Annotated in this window: 16 protein-coding genes; 9 read left to right on the top strand and 7 right to left on the bottom strand. The window is 56.4% G+C overall.

The window, feature by feature from the left end:
* Positions 1–2,029 (bottom strand): alpha-ketoacid dehydrogenase subunit alpha/beta (locus ADICEAN_RS16925; RefSeq protein WP_236612943.1); only part of this gene is annotated, 2,029 nt, incomplete at its 3' end.
* A gap of 214 nt (positions 2,030–2,243) precedes the next feature.
* Here ADICEAN_RS16925 and ADICEAN_RS16920 point away from each other — a divergent pair.
* The 3 genes from ADICEAN_RS16920 (at position 2,244) to ADICEAN_RS16910 (ending at position 5,452) form a co-directional block, all read left to right on the top strand.
* Positions 2,244–3,707 (top strand): tetratricopeptide repeat protein, encoded by a 1,464-nt coding sequence (locus ADICEAN_RS16920; RefSeq protein ID WP_040397797.1) that lies wholly within the window; start codon positions 2,244–2,246, stop codon positions 3,705–3,707.
* A 67-nt stretch (positions 3,708–3,774) separates the two neighbouring features.
* Entirely contained in the window at positions 3,775–4,686 is a 912-nt protein-coding gene (gene hemF, locus ADICEAN_RS16915) for an oxygen-dependent coproporphyrinogen oxidase (RefSeq protein WP_009196867.1), read from the top strand.
* A 154-nt stretch (positions 4,687–4,840) separates the two neighbouring features.
* On the top strand, positions 4,841–5,452 hold the full coding sequence (locus ADICEAN_RS16910; RefSeq protein WP_009196866.1) for a phosphatase PAP2 family protein: 612 nt from the start codon (positions 4,841–4,843) through the stop codon (positions 5,450–5,452).
* Here the strand turns inward: ADICEAN_RS16910 and ADICEAN_RS16905 are convergent.
* Together ADICEAN_RS16905 and ADICEAN_RS16900 are read right to left on the bottom strand one after the other, a co-directional pair.
* The gene (locus ADICEAN_RS16905) at positions 5,449–5,631 is read right to left on the bottom strand and encodes a hypothetical protein (protein ID WP_009196865.1); all 183 of its coding nucleotides are present in this window, start codon (positions 5,629–5,631) and stop codon (positions 5,449–5,451) included. The two genes, ADICEAN_RS16910 and ADICEAN_RS16905, sit on opposite strands and share 4 nt — an antisense overlap.
* 42 nt (positions 5,632–5,673) lie before the next feature.
* Positions 5,674–6,276, bottom strand: a complete 603-nt coding sequence (locus ADICEAN_RS16900) for a riboflavin synthase (protein WP_009196864.1) — start codon at positions 6,274–6,276, stop codon at positions 5,674–5,676.
* Positions 6,277–6,399: 123 nt separating this feature from the next.
* On the opposite strand from ADICEAN_RS16900, the gene ADICEAN_RS16895 reads away from it, so the two are divergent.
* The 6 genes from ADICEAN_RS16895 (at position 6,400) to ADICEAN_RS16870 (ending at position 11,530) form a co-directional block, all read left to right on the top strand.
* Positions 6,400–7,065, top strand: a complete 666-nt coding sequence (locus ADICEAN_RS16895; protein ID WP_009196863.1) for a protein-L-isoaspartate(D-aspartate) O-methyltransferase — start codon at positions 6,400–6,402, stop codon at positions 7,063–7,065.
* Positions 7,066–7,101: 36 nt separating this feature from the next.
* Entirely contained in the window at positions 7,102–7,665 is a 564-nt protein-coding gene (locus ADICEAN_RS16890; protein WP_009196862.1) for an acyl-CoA thioesterase, read from the top strand.
* An 18-nt stretch (positions 7,666–7,683) separates the two neighbouring features.
* Positions 7,684–8,280 (top strand): hypothetical protein, encoded by a 597-nt coding sequence (locus ADICEAN_RS16885; protein WP_009196861.1) that lies wholly within the window; start codon positions 7,684–7,686, stop codon positions 8,278–8,280.
* 23 nt (positions 8,281–8,303) lie between these two features.
* The gene (locus ADICEAN_RS21505; RefSeq protein ID WP_009196860.1) at positions 8,304–9,029 is read left to right on the top strand and encodes a C40 family peptidase; all 726 of its coding nucleotides are present in this window, start codon (positions 8,304–8,306) and stop codon (positions 9,027–9,029) included.
* 60 nt (positions 9,030–9,089) lie between these two features.
* Positions 9,090–9,479, top strand: a complete 390-nt coding sequence (locus tag ADICEAN_RS16875; protein ID WP_009196859.1) for a hypothetical protein — start codon at positions 9,090–9,092, stop codon at positions 9,477–9,479.
* Positions 9,480–9,598: 119 nt separating this feature from the next.
* Positions 9,599–11,530 (top strand): M1 family aminopeptidase, encoded by a 1,932-nt coding sequence (locus ADICEAN_RS16870; RefSeq protein ID WP_009196858.1) that lies wholly within the window; start codon positions 9,599–9,601, stop codon positions 11,528–11,530.
* Between the two features lie 130 nt (positions 11,531–11,660).
* On the opposite strand, the gene ADICEAN_RS16865 is transcribed toward ADICEAN_RS16870, so the two are convergent.
* From ADICEAN_RS16865 to ADICEAN_RS22015, 4 genes are all read right to left on the bottom strand, one after another.
* Positions 11,661–12,050, bottom strand: coding sequence for a DUF2267 domain-containing protein (locus ADICEAN_RS16865; protein ID WP_009196857.1), 390 nt, complete (start codon positions 12,048–12,050; stop codon positions 11,661–11,663).
* Between the two features lie 296 nt (positions 12,051–12,346).
* Positions 12,347–12,928, bottom strand: a complete 582-nt coding sequence (locus ADICEAN_RS21500) for a peroxiredoxin family protein (RefSeq protein ID WP_009196856.1) — start codon at positions 12,926–12,928, stop codon at positions 12,347–12,349.
* Positions 12,895–13,494 (bottom strand): DUF4369 domain-containing protein, encoded by a 600-nt coding sequence (locus ADICEAN_RS21495; RefSeq protein ID WP_009196855.1) that lies wholly within the window; start codon positions 13,492–13,494, stop codon positions 12,895–12,897. The genes ADICEAN_RS21500 and ADICEAN_RS21495 overlap by 34 nt, the downstream gene beginning before the upstream one ends.
* Before the next feature lie 82 nt (positions 13,495–13,576).
* Positions 13,577–13,729, bottom strand: a 153-nt coding sequence (locus ADICEAN_RS22015) for a DHHA1 domain-containing protein (RefSeq protein ID WP_152426488.1), incomplete at its 5' end; no start/stop codon positions are given.

The raw sequence follows: 13,729 nt of genomic DNA, 5'->3' as shown, positions 1-13,729 counted from the left end.
TATGGCAGGACAGGTTCAGGGCGCCCAGGGTCATCACAGGCGCATCCAGTAGCTGAAAGCAGTGCTGGCTCAGGCGACCGGCCAGGCTTTCGGCAAAGGAGTTCATCAGGGGTTCTTCGGTAAGCACCAGCACCTTGCCGTGGCGCTTCAGCAGCGCCTGACAGGCCTCCCAGTCCAGCGGATTGAGGGTGCGCAGGTCCAGGATCTCTACCTGGCCGGCAAACTGGCGGCTGGCCGCCTTGGCCCAGTATACCCCCATGCCCCAGGTGATAATGCCGCAGGTATCCCCCTCGTTTACCTTTTCGGGGCTGGCTTCCTGCACAATACGGGCCTTGCCCAGGGGAATGATGTAGTCTTCGGAGGGCTCCAGGGTTTTGGCTTCTTCGGTGCCGGGCACCTTACTCCAGTACAGGCCCTTGTGCTCCAGCATCACTACCGGATTGGGATCGTAATAGGCCGCCTTGAACAGTCCCTTCATATCGGCGGCATTGCTGGGATACACCACTTTTATGCCCCGGATGGTGAGCAGCGTGCTTTCGATGCTGCCGCTGTGGTAGGGACCTCCCCCTCCGTAGGCACCTATGGGCACCCGGATCACAGAAGCTACCGGAAACTGCCCCTGGCTCAGGTAGCAGCTTTTGCTCAATTCTTCTACCAGCTGGTTCATGCCCGGCCAGATGTAGTCGGCAAACTGAATCTCTACCATGGGCCTGCAGCCCACAGCGCTCATGCCTGCCGTTGAGCCTACAATGTAGGCCTCCTGTATGGGGGTATTGAATACCCGCTCCTCGCCGTACTTGCGGCCAAGGGTAGCTGCTTCCCGGAATACGCCTCCCAGGCGGGCGCCCACATCCTGCCCGTAGAGCAGCGCCTCGGGATGCTTGCGCAGCAGCTCATCTACCGCATGCAGGGCCGCATCTACCATAATTACTTTTTCGGCACCGGCTGGGCTGCGCTCGCCCTGCTCCTGGGTAATGGGGGTGGGGGCAAATTCATGCTCCGTAACCGTAGCGGGGTCAGGGTCGGGTGCATTCAGCGCTGTCTGCCAGGCCTCGGCCACCAGTTCCCGGGCGTCGGCCTCCAGGGCCAATAGCTCGGCCTCGGTGGCCAGCTGTTCTTCCAGCAGAAACTGGTACAGCCTGGGCCTGGGGTCGTCCTGCAGGTGCTTGTTCAGGTCTTCTTCAGTGCGGTAGAATTCTTTGCGCACCCCGGAGGTATGGTGGCCCAGCAGCGGGCAGGTAGCATGCACCAGAATGGGGGCACGTTTCTCCCGGGCATAGGCAAAGGCCTGCTCCATCCCGGCATAGGATTGGGTAAAATCCGCCCCATCCAGGCTCATGCGCTCCAGGCCCGGAAAGCCGGCAGCGTAGTCGTAGGCGCTCATGACGCGCATTTCGGAGCCGGTAGCAGAAATGCCCCAGTCATTGTCCTGCACCAGGTACACAATGGGTAGTTTTTTCAGGATGGCCATCTGAAAGGCCTCGGCCACCTCTCCCTCGGTTACCGAACCATCGCCCAGCGAGCAGAGCACCACCGGCCTGGCCTCTCCTTTCAGCAGCCCCTGGCTTTCCAGGTACTTCAGGCCATGGGCCATGCCCGTAGCCGGTATGGCCTGCATGCCCGTTGCCGAGCTCTGGTGCGGAATGGTGGGCATGCCTTCCCGGCGCAGGCTGGGGTGGGAGTAATAGGTACGCCCGCCGCTGAAGGGATCGTCGGCTTTGGCCATCAGCTGCATCATCAGCTCATGGGGAGGCATGCCGATGCCCAGGAGAATGCTCTCATCGCGGTAGTAGGGTGCCGCATAATCGGATGAAGTGAGCTGAAAGGCCGCAGCCAGCTGAATGGCCTCATGCCCGCGGGAGGTGCTGTGCACATACTTAGAGGCAATGGGGCGGTTCTCATCATACGTTTCGGCCATGCGGCCGGCTATGCACATCAGGCGGTAAGCCTTTAGGTAAGTTTCTTTGGATATATGGGGCAGGGTGCGGCTGGAAAGCGAATGTTCGGGCATGTTGGAAAAGCGTTTCATCCTGGGCGAAGTTAACCATTTTTGAGTAAAAGCGAACGTTTGTAAGCCTGCACTTGGGCCAAAAACCGCAGCAGGAGATTGCGCAGAAAGCTTACCCCAACCTTACATTTTAGAGAAATAGAGTTTTATCCTGTTATTTTTACATCTCCCTTCCAGCACAGCCCCCATGTTCAAGCAGTTGTACCTGCCACTCGTTTGCATTTGTATCCTAGCAGTGCTCCCTTCTGTAGGGCAGGCCCAGCAGCGCACTGCCCACCCGCAGGCCGATTCACTGCTGAATTGGGCACAGAACAACTATGAGGCCGATCTGGCCACTGCCCTGGATGCCGCCCGCCAGGCGCTGCACCTGGCCCAGGAGCAAAAGCTGGATGTCTACCTCTGCAGATCATACGCTCAGCTGGGCCGAATCTATAACAATGTGGCCTTTTATACCAAGGCCATGGAGGAGTTCCACAAGGGCCTTGGCCTGGCGCAGGAAAAAGCCCTGCCCGATCAGGAGGCCGAGTTGCTTAGCCTCATCGGCAATGTGTACTACTACGAAGATAGCCTCCAGCAGGCCATTGTTCATTACCAGCAATCGCTGGAGATCACTAAAGTGATAAAAAACCTTCCCCTGCTGGCCCGTAACCTGGGCAACCTGGGGCTCGCCTATTCCCGCCAGGGCACCCTTGAAAAAGCCGAGCTCTACATCCGCCAGGCACTACACCTGAACCGCCAGCTGGCCGATTCCATCGGCATCTGTGTGAACTACTCCAGCCTGGGCAGCCTCTACCTGAACCAGCACCAGCTGGACTCTGCCCGGCATTACTACGGGCAGTCGCTACGCCTGGCCCTGAAGATAAAAGACACCCGGGAAATGGTGTATGGCTACCTGAGCAATGCCCGCCTGGAACGCAACCTGCACAACAATGCGGTAGCCAAACGCCACCTGCTCAATGCCCTGCGCATCAGTACGCACACCTCCCTGAACAACGAACGAAAGCGCTGCCTGCGGGAACTGAGCCAGCTAGAAGAAGAAGCCGGAAACTTTCAGGCAGCCCTCTACTACAACCGCCAGTACAGCCGCCTGAGCGACAGCCTGAGCGTACAGGCCCAGCGCAGTGAGCAGCAGCAGCTGCAGCACCTGCTGCAGGCCGAGCGCAACATTAGCGAAAACCGCATCCTGAAGGCCAACGTGGCGGCCCGGGAGCATGAATTGCGGGCCTCTCTGGCCAACCAGGAGCGTCAGACAGCCGCCACCATGGCCACCATTACCGCTCTGGTCTTTCTGGCAGGCCTGCTGGCATTTTTCTACTACCACTACCGCCAGAACAACAAAAACCACGCTCAGCTCAAGCATATGCATGCTGCCATTAAAAGCCAGGCGCAGGAGCTGGAGCAGGCCTATGATAAAATTCACCAGCATAACCTGCAGCTGGAAAACAATATTGCTGAACGCACCCGCCAGCTCAACCAGCAAAATCGCCAGCTGATCCAGTATGCCTTCTTTAATGCGCATAAGGTACGGGGCCCGCTGGCCCGCATCCTGGGGCTGGTTAACCTGCTGCCCAAGGCTGAGCATGATACAGAGTTCAACTTCATCATGCAGCGGCTGGAAGATTCTGCCCGGGAACTGGACAAGGTAGTGCATGAGATCAACCTCATTCTGGAAGCCAAGCACGAGCACCAGGACAATTAAGCCCCTTGCCGGTGGCATCTCCCCTGCTTTCTTTTCCAAATTCGCCAAATCCCGTAACTTGTGCCGCATGAGTGAGCCCAACAAGCAAAGCATAGCCGACTGGTTCCGGGGATTGCAGGACCATATTTGCAGCGCACTGGAAACCGCCGATGGCGGTACTGCCTTTAAAGAAGATGCCTGGGAGCGCCCGGGCGGCGGCGGCGGGCGCAGCCGGGTACTGGAGCGAGGCGCCATTATCGAAAAGGGCGGCGTAAACTTTTCGGCCGTGTGGGGCAAGACCCCTGCCAAGATCCTACAGGCACTTGGACTAGCCGAATCCAACTTCTACGCCACCGGCGTATCCATAGTACTGCATCCCTACAGCCCCATGGTGCCCATTATTCATATGAATGTGCGCTATTTTGAAATGGAAGGGGGCCCCTGGTGGTTTGGCGGCGGCATTGACCTTACGCCGCATTATGTAGACCCGGCCGATGCCCGCTGGTTTCATGCCCAGCTGAAGGAGGTATGTGACCGCCACAATCCTGCCTACTATCCGGAGTATAAGAAGTGGGCCGATGAGTACTTCTTCATCCCCCATCGCAACGAGACCCGGGGGGTCGGTGGCATTTTCTTCGATAGGCTTACAGCTGACAAGCCTGAGGCGAAGGGGCAGCTCTTTTCCTTTGTGCAGGATATAGGCCGGGCCTTTGCCCCCATATATACCCATCTGATGCAAAAGAACAGCCCGCTGCCCTATGGCGAGGCTGAAACACACTGGCAGCGCCTGCGCCGGGGCCGCTATGTAGAGTTTAACCTGGTCTGGGACCGGGGCACCAAATTTGGGCTGGATACCGAGGGGCGTACCGAAAGTATTCTGATGAGCATGCCCCCCCTGGCCGAATGGGTCTATAACTACCAGCCCCCTGCCGGCAGCCGGGAAGCCGAAACCCTGGGCCTGCTGAAAAAAGGAATTGAGTGGGGAGCATACACCAAATAGCCAAAACTGCCTGCCAGGAATATGGGCCCTGTACAGATCATCAGCCTAGCGGTGAGCTGGGCGTTTATATAGGGCAGGTTCTACACCCCACCAGCCATGGGCCCTCAGCCGCACGCTTAAGCTACCTGTATCTTCTATACCCTGCACTATAGTTATGATTGAACAGATCGATCAATGGGATAAAAACCTGATGCTCTGGCTCAACAGCCTGCACCTGCCCTGGCTGGACGCTGTGATGCTGGCAGCCAGCCATAAATTCTTCTGGATACCCCTCTATATAGGCTTAGTGGCCTGGATGATCTGGAAGGAGCGCTGGCAAACGGTGTACCTTCTGGTAGCCATTGCGCTGGTAATTACCGTGGCCGACCGCTTTACCTCCGGCTTTATGAAGCCCTTTTTTGAGCGTCCCCGGCCGTGCCACAGCCCGGAGATCGGGCATCTGTTGCGGATGGTGGGTGGCTGCGGGGGGCAGTACGGCTTTGCCTCCTCCCATGCGGCCAACGTATTTGGGGTGGCGGCTTTCTTCTGGACGCTTTTTGGCCGCTACAGCAGGGCCTTTGCCTGGCTGTTTCCCTGGGCCGTACTGGTTTCGTACAGCCGCATCTACCTGGGGGTGCATTACCCTACCGACATTACCGTGGGTGCACTGGTGGGCATACTGTCGGGCTGGGGCATAGCAAAGCTATGGCTATGGGCACAGCCACAACTGCCTCCGGCCTATCGTTTGCTGAGCCGCAGGAAAGAAAAGGGCGTGGATAAGGCTTAAGAACGTTCGCGCAGGCGGGTTCTGATAAGCAGATCGGCCACCAGCACCAGCCCAATGCCTATCAGTATGGTATTCAGAAATACCTGAGTGGCCTTTACCGGCATCACCCCAAACACATTTAGCGCTACAGCCATGGTAGCCAGTACCGCCAGTAGAAAAATTCGCAGATTCTTGTTCATTGCACCAAAAAATTTAGTCCGCAGTATAAAAAGATAACTCTGTTAAGTTCTGAATATTTTCTGATTATGTATAATTTTTTGAAGATATTTTCCAATCACATCAAATTCCAGATTTACCGTATCGCCCAGCTGTAAGTGCTCAAAGGTGGTGTGTGCAAAGGTATAGGGGATAATGGCTACCCGAAAGCGGTTTTCATCACTGTTAAAACAGGTCAGGCTTACCCCATTGATGGTAATAGAGCCTTTTTCAATGGTGATGTTGGGGCTCTGGGCGCTGTACTCAAAATCAAACAGCCAGCTTCCCTCCTGCTGCTGTATGCCAGTGCAGGTGGCGGTTTCATCTACATGCCCCTGCACAAAGTGCCCGTCAAAACGGCCATTGGCCGGCATGCAGCGCTCCAGGTTTACCCAGCTGCCGGTCTGCAGCTGGCCCAGGTTGGTTTTTTTCAGGGTTTCCTCAATGGCCGTTACCTGGTAGCGGTCGCCGCTAAGGGCTACCACCGTAAGGCACACCCCATTATGGGCCACGCTCTGATCGATGCGCAGCTCCGGCGCCAGGCGGCTTTCCAGTTCAAATGTAATATTGGTGCCCTGCGGCCGGATGGCCACTACCCGGCCCCGGTCCTCTATTATGCCTGTAAACATGGCGCAAAGGTACGTATAGTTTCATAACTGCCAAGACGGCCTGCTGTTTGGTACCCATGCAAGTCTGGGGCAGAAAAAAGCTTTTTGCGGCACCCCTTTTCCCCTATATTTGGGGCAAGAATCATGTTACAGGAAGATAGCTACAGGCATAAGGGAATGCGCAGGGCGCTGGGGCGCACACTGGCAGGCAAAGGAATACGGGATACACGGGTACTGGATGCCATTATGCGCATTCCCCGGCATTTCTTTTTTGAACGCGCGTTTCTGGAGCATGCCTACCAGGACAAAGCCTTTCCCATTGGCGAGGGCCAGACCATCTCACAACCCTATACAGTGGCCTTTCAGACCGAACTGCTGGCCCTGCAGCCCGGCGACCGGGTGCTGGAAATTGGCACTGGCAGCGGCTATCAGTGCTGCGTGCTGCTGGAGATGGGCGTAAAAGTCTACACCATCGAGTACATCAAAAAACTGCACGAGCGGGCCAGGGCCATGTTGAGCCAGATGGGCTATGGCGGCGCTACCTTTGTGCATGGCGATGGCTCCCGGGGCCTGCCTGCCTATGCCCCCTACGATAAGATCATTGTAACGGCCGGAGCCCCAACCGTACCACATGCCCTGCTGCAACAGTTGCGCATTGGCGGCGTGCTGGTAATACCGGTTGGGGATGAAAAACAGCAAAAAATGCTGCGCCTCACCAAGGAAAGCGAGACCAAAATTCGCAAAGAAGAGTTTAATGGGTTTAGTTTTGTAAAACTACGCGGCGAGCAGGGCTGGGATGCCCAAGGCTAATCCCGCACAGCCGCAGCCCCTACATTTTTAAGACCAATGCAAAAAAAGAAGAAATTTTCCCGGGAATCGCTGGTGACCATGACCGAGCTGGTGCTGCCCAACGATACCAATACCCTGAACAACCTGATGGGGGGCCGCCTGATGCACTGGATGGACATTGTATCGGCCATTGCAGCGCAAAAGCACAGCAACCGCATTGTGGTAACGGCCTCGGCCGACAGCATTTCCTTTGGCAATCCCATACAGCTGGGCAATGTGGTAACCCTGCGGGCCCATGTGACCCGCGCCTTCAACTCGTCCATGGAGGTGCACATCATGGTATCGGCCGAAGATATTCCCTCTGGCAAAAAAGTAGATACCAACCGGGCCTTTTTTACGTTTGTGGCGGTAGACCAGAGCGGCCGCCCCATTGATGTACCCGAGGTAGTGCCCGAAACCGAAGAAGAAAAAGAACTCTATGCCAGCGCCCTGCGCCGCCGCCAGCTGCGCCTGGTCCTGGCCAAGCGTATGAAGCCCGAAGAAGCCACCGAGCTGCGCTCCATCTTTTACCCGGATGAAGCCCTGGCCACTGCCGAGGCAGATACTAAGGCCAAAAAATAACCCCTTATTCCCAAACAGGTGCCCCTACGTCCGGAAGATACCCCCCAGTACTGGCAGTATTTGCTTACCGACCCCCTGTACCTGCTGCCACAGGACCTGCAGGCGCCCCCTGCCCCACAGGCCGGGGAGCCGGCTGCCGCTCCGCCCCAGGCAGCAGCAGCAGCTCAGCCTGCCGGAGCAGGGGCTCAGGCAGTAACGCCAGCGGCTGGCAGCACTGAAGCTCCAAAGCCCGATCTGCTCTGGGGCTCCCTGCAGCGGGGGGTGCTTATTCTGGTAGACTACCCCAATCACCCCCTGATGGATCGACCCGATGGGCTGTTTCTGGTGGATATTCTCAAGGCCATCGGGTATGAGTTCAAAGAGGTGGCTACTCTCAACATCAGCCGCTGCACATCGGCCGCCGACTGGGCCTGGGTTCGTCAGCAGCACTGGCAGAAGCTCATTTCCTTTGGGGTACAGCACCCGGAGCTTCCGCTCACCCAGGCGGCTGGCCTCTATGAGCTCAAAAGAGAGCAGGGAAGGCCCATTGTGCTGGTAGAACCCCTGCCGCTGATCCGCAGCGATGTAGGCCGCAAAAAGAAGGTCTGGAACTTACTAAAAGAGGCATTCGTTTAGGCTTTGAACAAACAAGCCTACGAATGACATTCAGGAAAGAAGAATTTCTGCGCTCCTTGAAGCACATTGCCGGCCAAAAGTTTACCTGGTTTGCGATTTTTATGGTCTCCCTTACGGCTACTGCTTTCAGCACCCGTACCGACGACCACTATGATACCGTAGTGGCTGAAGAAGCCCAGGAAATGGAAGCTCCAGTCCTAGAAAGGCTCAGCAATACCGATACCGAGCTGCTGACCGCCGATGAGCATGCAAATACCCCCCTGCCCGCTACCGAACTACCCAGGGCACTACCGGCTGAGCAGCCCGCAGCAGAAGCCGATCTTACGGCCAAACTTCCCCGGATCAGCGAAACGGCCTCTGCGCCTGCCAAAGCCAATAAACTGATCCGCTACGCCAACAGCCTGATGGGCACCCCCTATATCTATGGGGGCACCTCCCTGAAAGGCTTCGATTGCTCGGGCTTTATCCACCATGTATTTGGTACTTTTGATGTGGAGCTGGAGCGGTCCAGCCGCATGCAGGGCACACAGGGCACCGAGGTAGCGCTGGAAGAGGTGCAGAAGGGCGATCTGCTGTTTTTTACCGGCACCAACCCCAAGCTGCGTGAAGTAGGCCATGTGGGTATTGTGATCTCTGAGCCCGGCGAGCCGGTTAGCTTTATCCACTCCTCCTCCAATGGCGGCGTAAAGGTAAGCGAGCTGGAGGGCTACTATACTACCCGCTACATGTTTGCCAAGAGAATGCTCTAAGAGGGTTGGCGAATCAGCTGCTTTTGCATAGTTTGCAGGCTACTTTAGTTGAATGAGTTCATGATGCAAAAAACGCTGTTAGATCAGCCCTATGCACAGATTGTGTTTGATCCGGATCGAAAGCGGCTCTACCAGACCTGGATAGGGTTTGCAACGGCCAATGAGTTTATAGCAGCCATTGATGTTTCGGTACGCTGTTTTCAGCAGCATGAGGTGGAGACGATCCTGTCCGATACCACCGATCAGGCTGTGCTGAGCAAAGCCGGCTCAGATTATGCTGCATCGGTTATGCCGGAGCTGATGAAGAACGGAATGAAAAAGATTGCCTTTGTGCTGCCCCGCAGTGCATTTGTGCGGCTTTCGCTTCAAAATTTCAAAAAGAATGCCGATAGCGAGCTGATAGGGAATTTTTCCAGCCGGGAAGAAGCCGAAGCCTGGCTGGATAGCTGATCAAGCGAAAAGATTTGTGAAAGGGTGCCCTCTGGAGGCCCCTTTTTTCGTTTATTGCCGTGTAGTAGTTTTTATTTAGGGCTTTCCCCCTTTTTTAGCCACTTACCCCTCCCCTTAGCATGCGTGCACTTCTGCCGATACTCTCCTATTTACTTCTGTTTGTTGGCGTACCCCTGGCCGGGCTGGCCCAACGTACGGAGGCTATTGCCACCGCCGAGGCCCGCAGCCATGCGGCCCGCCAGGGCTTTCGCTCCTCTCCCGAAACCCGCACCTATGATCTGGTGTACCAGCGGGCGCAGTGGGAGATCGACCCGGCTAGGCGCTACATCAAGGGAGCCATTACCTCTCACTTTATTCCGCAGGAACAGGCCCTGTCCGAGCTCTGGTTTGATCTGGACGGAGCCCTACGGGTAGATTCGGTTCTTTACCAGCAGCAGAAAATTGGCTTTGACCAGGACAGCCCCAAGCTGCTGCGCATTGCGCTGCCTGCCAGCCTGCCTGCCTCCCGGCTCGATTCGGTTACTGTGTACTACCAGGGGGTACCCCCTGCCACCGGCTGGGGATCATTTGAACAGGCTCAGCACAGTAGCGGCCCCATTGTCTGGACCCTTTCCGAGCCATACGGGGCGCGGGACTGGTGGCCCTGCAAGCAATCGCTTGAGGATAAGATCGATTCGATCGATATCTGGATACGCACCCCCCTGGGCAACAAAGCTGCCAGCAATGGCCTGCTGGTAGCCGAGCGGCAGGAGGGCCAGCAGATGGTGTATCACTGGCAGCATCGCTACCCCATTGTTACCTATCTGGTGGCCCTGGCCGTAACCAATTATGTAGCTTTTAGCGATCAGGTACCCACCACCGATGGGGCTCCTATTCAGGTGCTCAACTACGTATTTCCGCAGTCGGAAGCCCAGTGGCGGCAGCAGTCGGGCCAGATTGCCGGCATGATGCAGCTGTTTAACGAACTCTTTGGCCGCTACCCCTTTGCCGATGAAAAGTACGGCCATGCCCAGTTTAGCTGGGGCGGCGGCATGGAACACCAGACCATGAGCTTTATGGTAAACCTGAACTATGACCTGATGGCCCACGAGCTGGCCCACCAGTGGTTCGGCAATAAGATCACCTGTGGCAGCTGGCAGGATATCTGGATAAACGAAGGCTTTGCCACCTACCTCACCGGCCTTACCAAAGAGCGGCTGGGGGGGCCGGCAGCCTGGCAGATCTGGAAACAAAACCTGGTCAATTCCATCACCGCCCAGCCCGGGGGCTCGGTTTGGGTGCCCGACACTACCAGTGTAAGCCGCATTTTCGATGGCCGCCTGAGCTACAACAAGGGGGCCTATGTGCTGCACATGCTCCGCTGGGTAGTGGGCGATGAGGCCTTTTTCAGCGGCATTCGCAACTACCTGAATGATCCGCAGCTGGCCTTCGGTTTTGCCCGGGCCCAGGATGTGCAGCGGCACCTGGAGGCCAGCAGCGGCAAAGATCTGACAGAATTCTTCAGCGACTGGTATTACGGGCAGGGCTACCCCAGCTATGTGAGCTATTTCCGCCAAAGCGGCAGCAGCCTTACCATCAGCTTGAGCCAGACCACCTCCCTACCCGCCTCGGTTGATTTTTTTGAAATGCCCGTACCGGTGGAGCTCATTGGCCGCAATGGCCTGGACCGCAGCACCGTGGTGCTCGATCATCGTCAGCAGGAACAACAGTTTACGCTGGAGGTGCCCTTTGAGGTAGCCGAAATGCGCATCGACCCCGAGCTTTGGATCCTCTCGGCCAATAATAATCCCAACGGGCTTGAAGAAAAGCTGCTGGCCCTGCTGGAGCTCTACCCCAACCCCACTCACAACCGGCTGGTGCTTGAAGCCAAAGAAGGATTGCGCCTGCAGGAGATCATTCTGATCGATTCACTTGGCAGGCAGCTGGGCGGGCTCAGCCGGCAGGATGCCCCCAGGCTGGAGCTGCAGACCAGAGCACTGGCACCCGGCCACTACCTGCTGCGCATCAAAACCAATAAAGGCTGGGTAAGCAAGCGGTTTACCCGACACTAAAAAATACAAATCAGGGGTATAGGCCTATTTCTCAAGGCATAATTCATTACGCTGGTTCGAGCTTGCAGCTAAGACCTCCGACCAGTATAAAGAGGTCCGAGTTGCGGACTCAAACCAGCGAAATCCTCTCCTAGAAGCGGTCAAACTTCCGGACAAAGGATGCCCATTCCTTATCCAACCGCTTTAGCCAGGCCTCCCGCTGCTCCTCCTCAAAGCTGCGAAGGGGGAGTGAAAACACATTGCGAACCAGTTCCTCGGCCTGTTGCTGATCTACCTCCAGCTGGCTGCTGAGCTGTTGCAGATGCTCCTGCGGCGATACGCTTTCGGGCTCATCCTGCCGCTCCTGCAGGTCATTATAGCTGATAGGATCTGGCAGGGGTGCTACAAACTCACGGGCATCCTCTTCGGGCAATCCACTGATGGCATTGCTGAGGGTGCATTTGATGGCCTCATCTGCCATCTGCTTATCTTTAATGAAATTTAGTTTTTGTACCGACTGTAGTAGTTGGCTGTATTCCATTTATCTCATTCCGTTAAATCCAACAAATAGAAGGGGTCAATTCCCTTTTTCCCCTAACAGCATCACTTAGAATGAGTTCGGCTTCAGAAGGCCAAATAAGCATTTTGGCGATATCTTCCAATTTCTCCCTATTTCCCTACAATTGAAGCAGTTCTGCCACCGGCCCACGACCCTTAACGAATGAAACACGGCTTTCTCCGGCACCTCCATTCATACAAAAAGCCTCAGGAATATTCCCAAGGCTTTCTGATAGTGGTGAGCGCAGGGCTTAATGACTTGCCGTAGGGCTTTTGGAATTATTGTTTGGCGAAGATCTCAGCCAGCTTATCTTCCAGGGCCTGGCCCCGAAGGTTGCGGGCAATGATGCGCCCTTCCTTGTCCAGCAGCACGGTGGCTGGTATGGCATTGATGCCGTAGGTCTGGGCCGCCTCTGAATTAAAGTAGCTCAGGTCGCTTACCTGCGTCCAGGTAAGGCCATCTTTGGCGATGGCAGCCACCCAGTCTTCCCGGCTGCGGTCCAGCGATACCCCATAGATCTCAAAGCCTTTGTCTTTATACTTTTCATACAGGCGCACCACATTGGGATTCTCGCGCCGGCAGGGGCCGCACCAGGCTGCCCAGAAATCGATCATAACAATATTGCCCCGCAGGTCAGAGAGACGCTTGGTTACCCCCTCGGGATTGGGCAGGGAAATCTCAGGCGCCACCTGACCAATGGTGGTGCCGCGCATTTTATCTACCCCCTGGGCAAAATCCTGCACGTAGCGGCTAGAGGGCAGGTCCTGGCTCAGGCGGGTGGCCAGCGTATCCAAAAAGGGAAAGTCCTCTTCCCGGTTAAGGTAATTCACGGCATACACGGCTGTAATAGAGCTTTCCATGCTGCGCAGTTTGGCTTTGATCCGTTCGCGCAGCTGTTTTCGCCCTGCAGGTACTGTTGCTCCAGCTCCTTCATGCGCACGCTGTTGCCTTCCTGCCGGGCCTGCAGAAACTGCTGCTCCAGGGCCGCCACCTGCTGCTGGCTTTGCTGCACCAGCTGGTTTATCTCGTCCAGGTAGCGGGTATCGGTAGAGCCCTGTACCCGGGCATTGCCGGGGGCAGCGGCCATATCGGCTGTGATCTGCACATCTTCTGAGCCCAGCACCAGGGTTACATACTGCTGGTTGTAGAGGTTCAGGCGAAAAAAGCCCGGCTCACTGATGGCAACCTGCTGGCTGAAGGAGTTATTGGTAACGGCCAGCGTATCAACCGGCACGGCCTGGGACTGACGGATCTCTTCCAGGATCACCAGTCCCTGGGCGGGAGCATTGGCAATGGTGCCGCTCAGCACTACCGCATTGGGGTCGGTGTTGGCATCAGCAGTGCTGTTGCCATTCCCCTTGTTGTTAGAACAGGACCCCACTGCCGCTAACAACAGCAGCAGGCTTATTTTTTGTACTACTATCATCTTTATTCTGTTCAATGAGCCTTTTGAGCCAAACAAAAAACATCCCAAAAACGTGCACCCGCTACGGGTATTGCCCGTGTGATCAGGCCTGCTGCACCAGGCTGCGAGCCTTCTCCACTACCTGCGGCAGGCCACTTACCTCCTTGCCGCCGGCCGTGGCATAAAAGGCCTGTCCGCCGCCGCCCCCTTTGATCTCTTTGGCCAGCTCCCGTACCAGGGCCCCGGCGTTAAGTCC

Source organism: Cesiribacter andamanensis AMV16 (genome assembly GCF_000348925.1).
Lineage (GTDB): Bacteria > Bacteroidota > Bacteroidia > Cytophagales > Cyclobacteriaceae > Cesiribacter > Cesiribacter andamanensis.
Note: the sequence above shows the minus strand (reverse complement) of the source record. Positions and strands in the feature narration are given on the sequence as shown.

Coding starts and splice junctions, on each gene's coding strand:
- ADICEAN_RS16895 (WP_009196863.1), top strand. CDS start 6,400: ATGTTACAGGAAGATAGCTACAGGCATAAGGGAATGCGCAGGGCGCTG.
- ADICEAN_RS16900 (WP_009196864.1), bottom strand. CDS start 6,276: ATGTTTACAGGCATAATAGAGGACCGGGGCCGGGTAGTGGCCATCCGG.
- ADICEAN_RS16910 (WP_009196866.1), top strand. CDS start 4,841: ATGATTGAACAGATCGATCAATGGGATAAAAACCTGATGCTCTGGCTC.
- ADICEAN_RS16875 (WP_009196859.1), top strand. CDS start 9,090: ATGATGCAAAAAACGCTGTTAGATCAGCCCTATGCACAGATTGTGTTT.
- ADICEAN_RS21505 (WP_009196860.1), top strand. CDS start 8,304: ATGACATTCAGGAAAGAAGAATTTCTGCGCTCCTTGAAGCACATTGCC.
- ADICEAN_RS21500 (WP_009196856.1), bottom strand. CDS start 12,928: ATGGAAAGCTCTATTACAGCCGTGTATGCCGTGAATTACCTTAACCGG.
- ADICEAN_RS21495 (WP_009196855.1), bottom strand. CDS start 13,494: ATGATAGTAGTACAAAAAATAAGCCTGCTGCTGTTGTTAGCGGCAGTG.
- ADICEAN_RS16890 (WP_009196862.1), top strand. CDS start 7,102: ATGCAAAAAAAGAAGAAATTTTCCCGGGAATCGCTGGTGACCATGACC.
- ADICEAN_RS16870 (WP_009196858.1), top strand. CDS start 9,599: ATGCGTGCACTTCTGCCGATACTCTCCTATTTACTTCTGTTTGTTGGC.
- ADICEAN_RS16905 (WP_009196865.1), bottom strand. CDS start 5,631: ATGAACAAGAATCTGCGAATTTTTCTACTGGCGGTACTGGCTACCATG.
- hemF (WP_009196867.1), top strand. CDS start 3,775: ATGAGTGAGCCCAACAAGCAAAGCATAGCCGACTGGTTCCGGGGATTG.
- ADICEAN_RS16865 (WP_009196857.1), bottom strand. CDS start 12,050: ATGGAATACAGCCAACTACTACAGTCGGTACAAAAACTAAATTTCATT.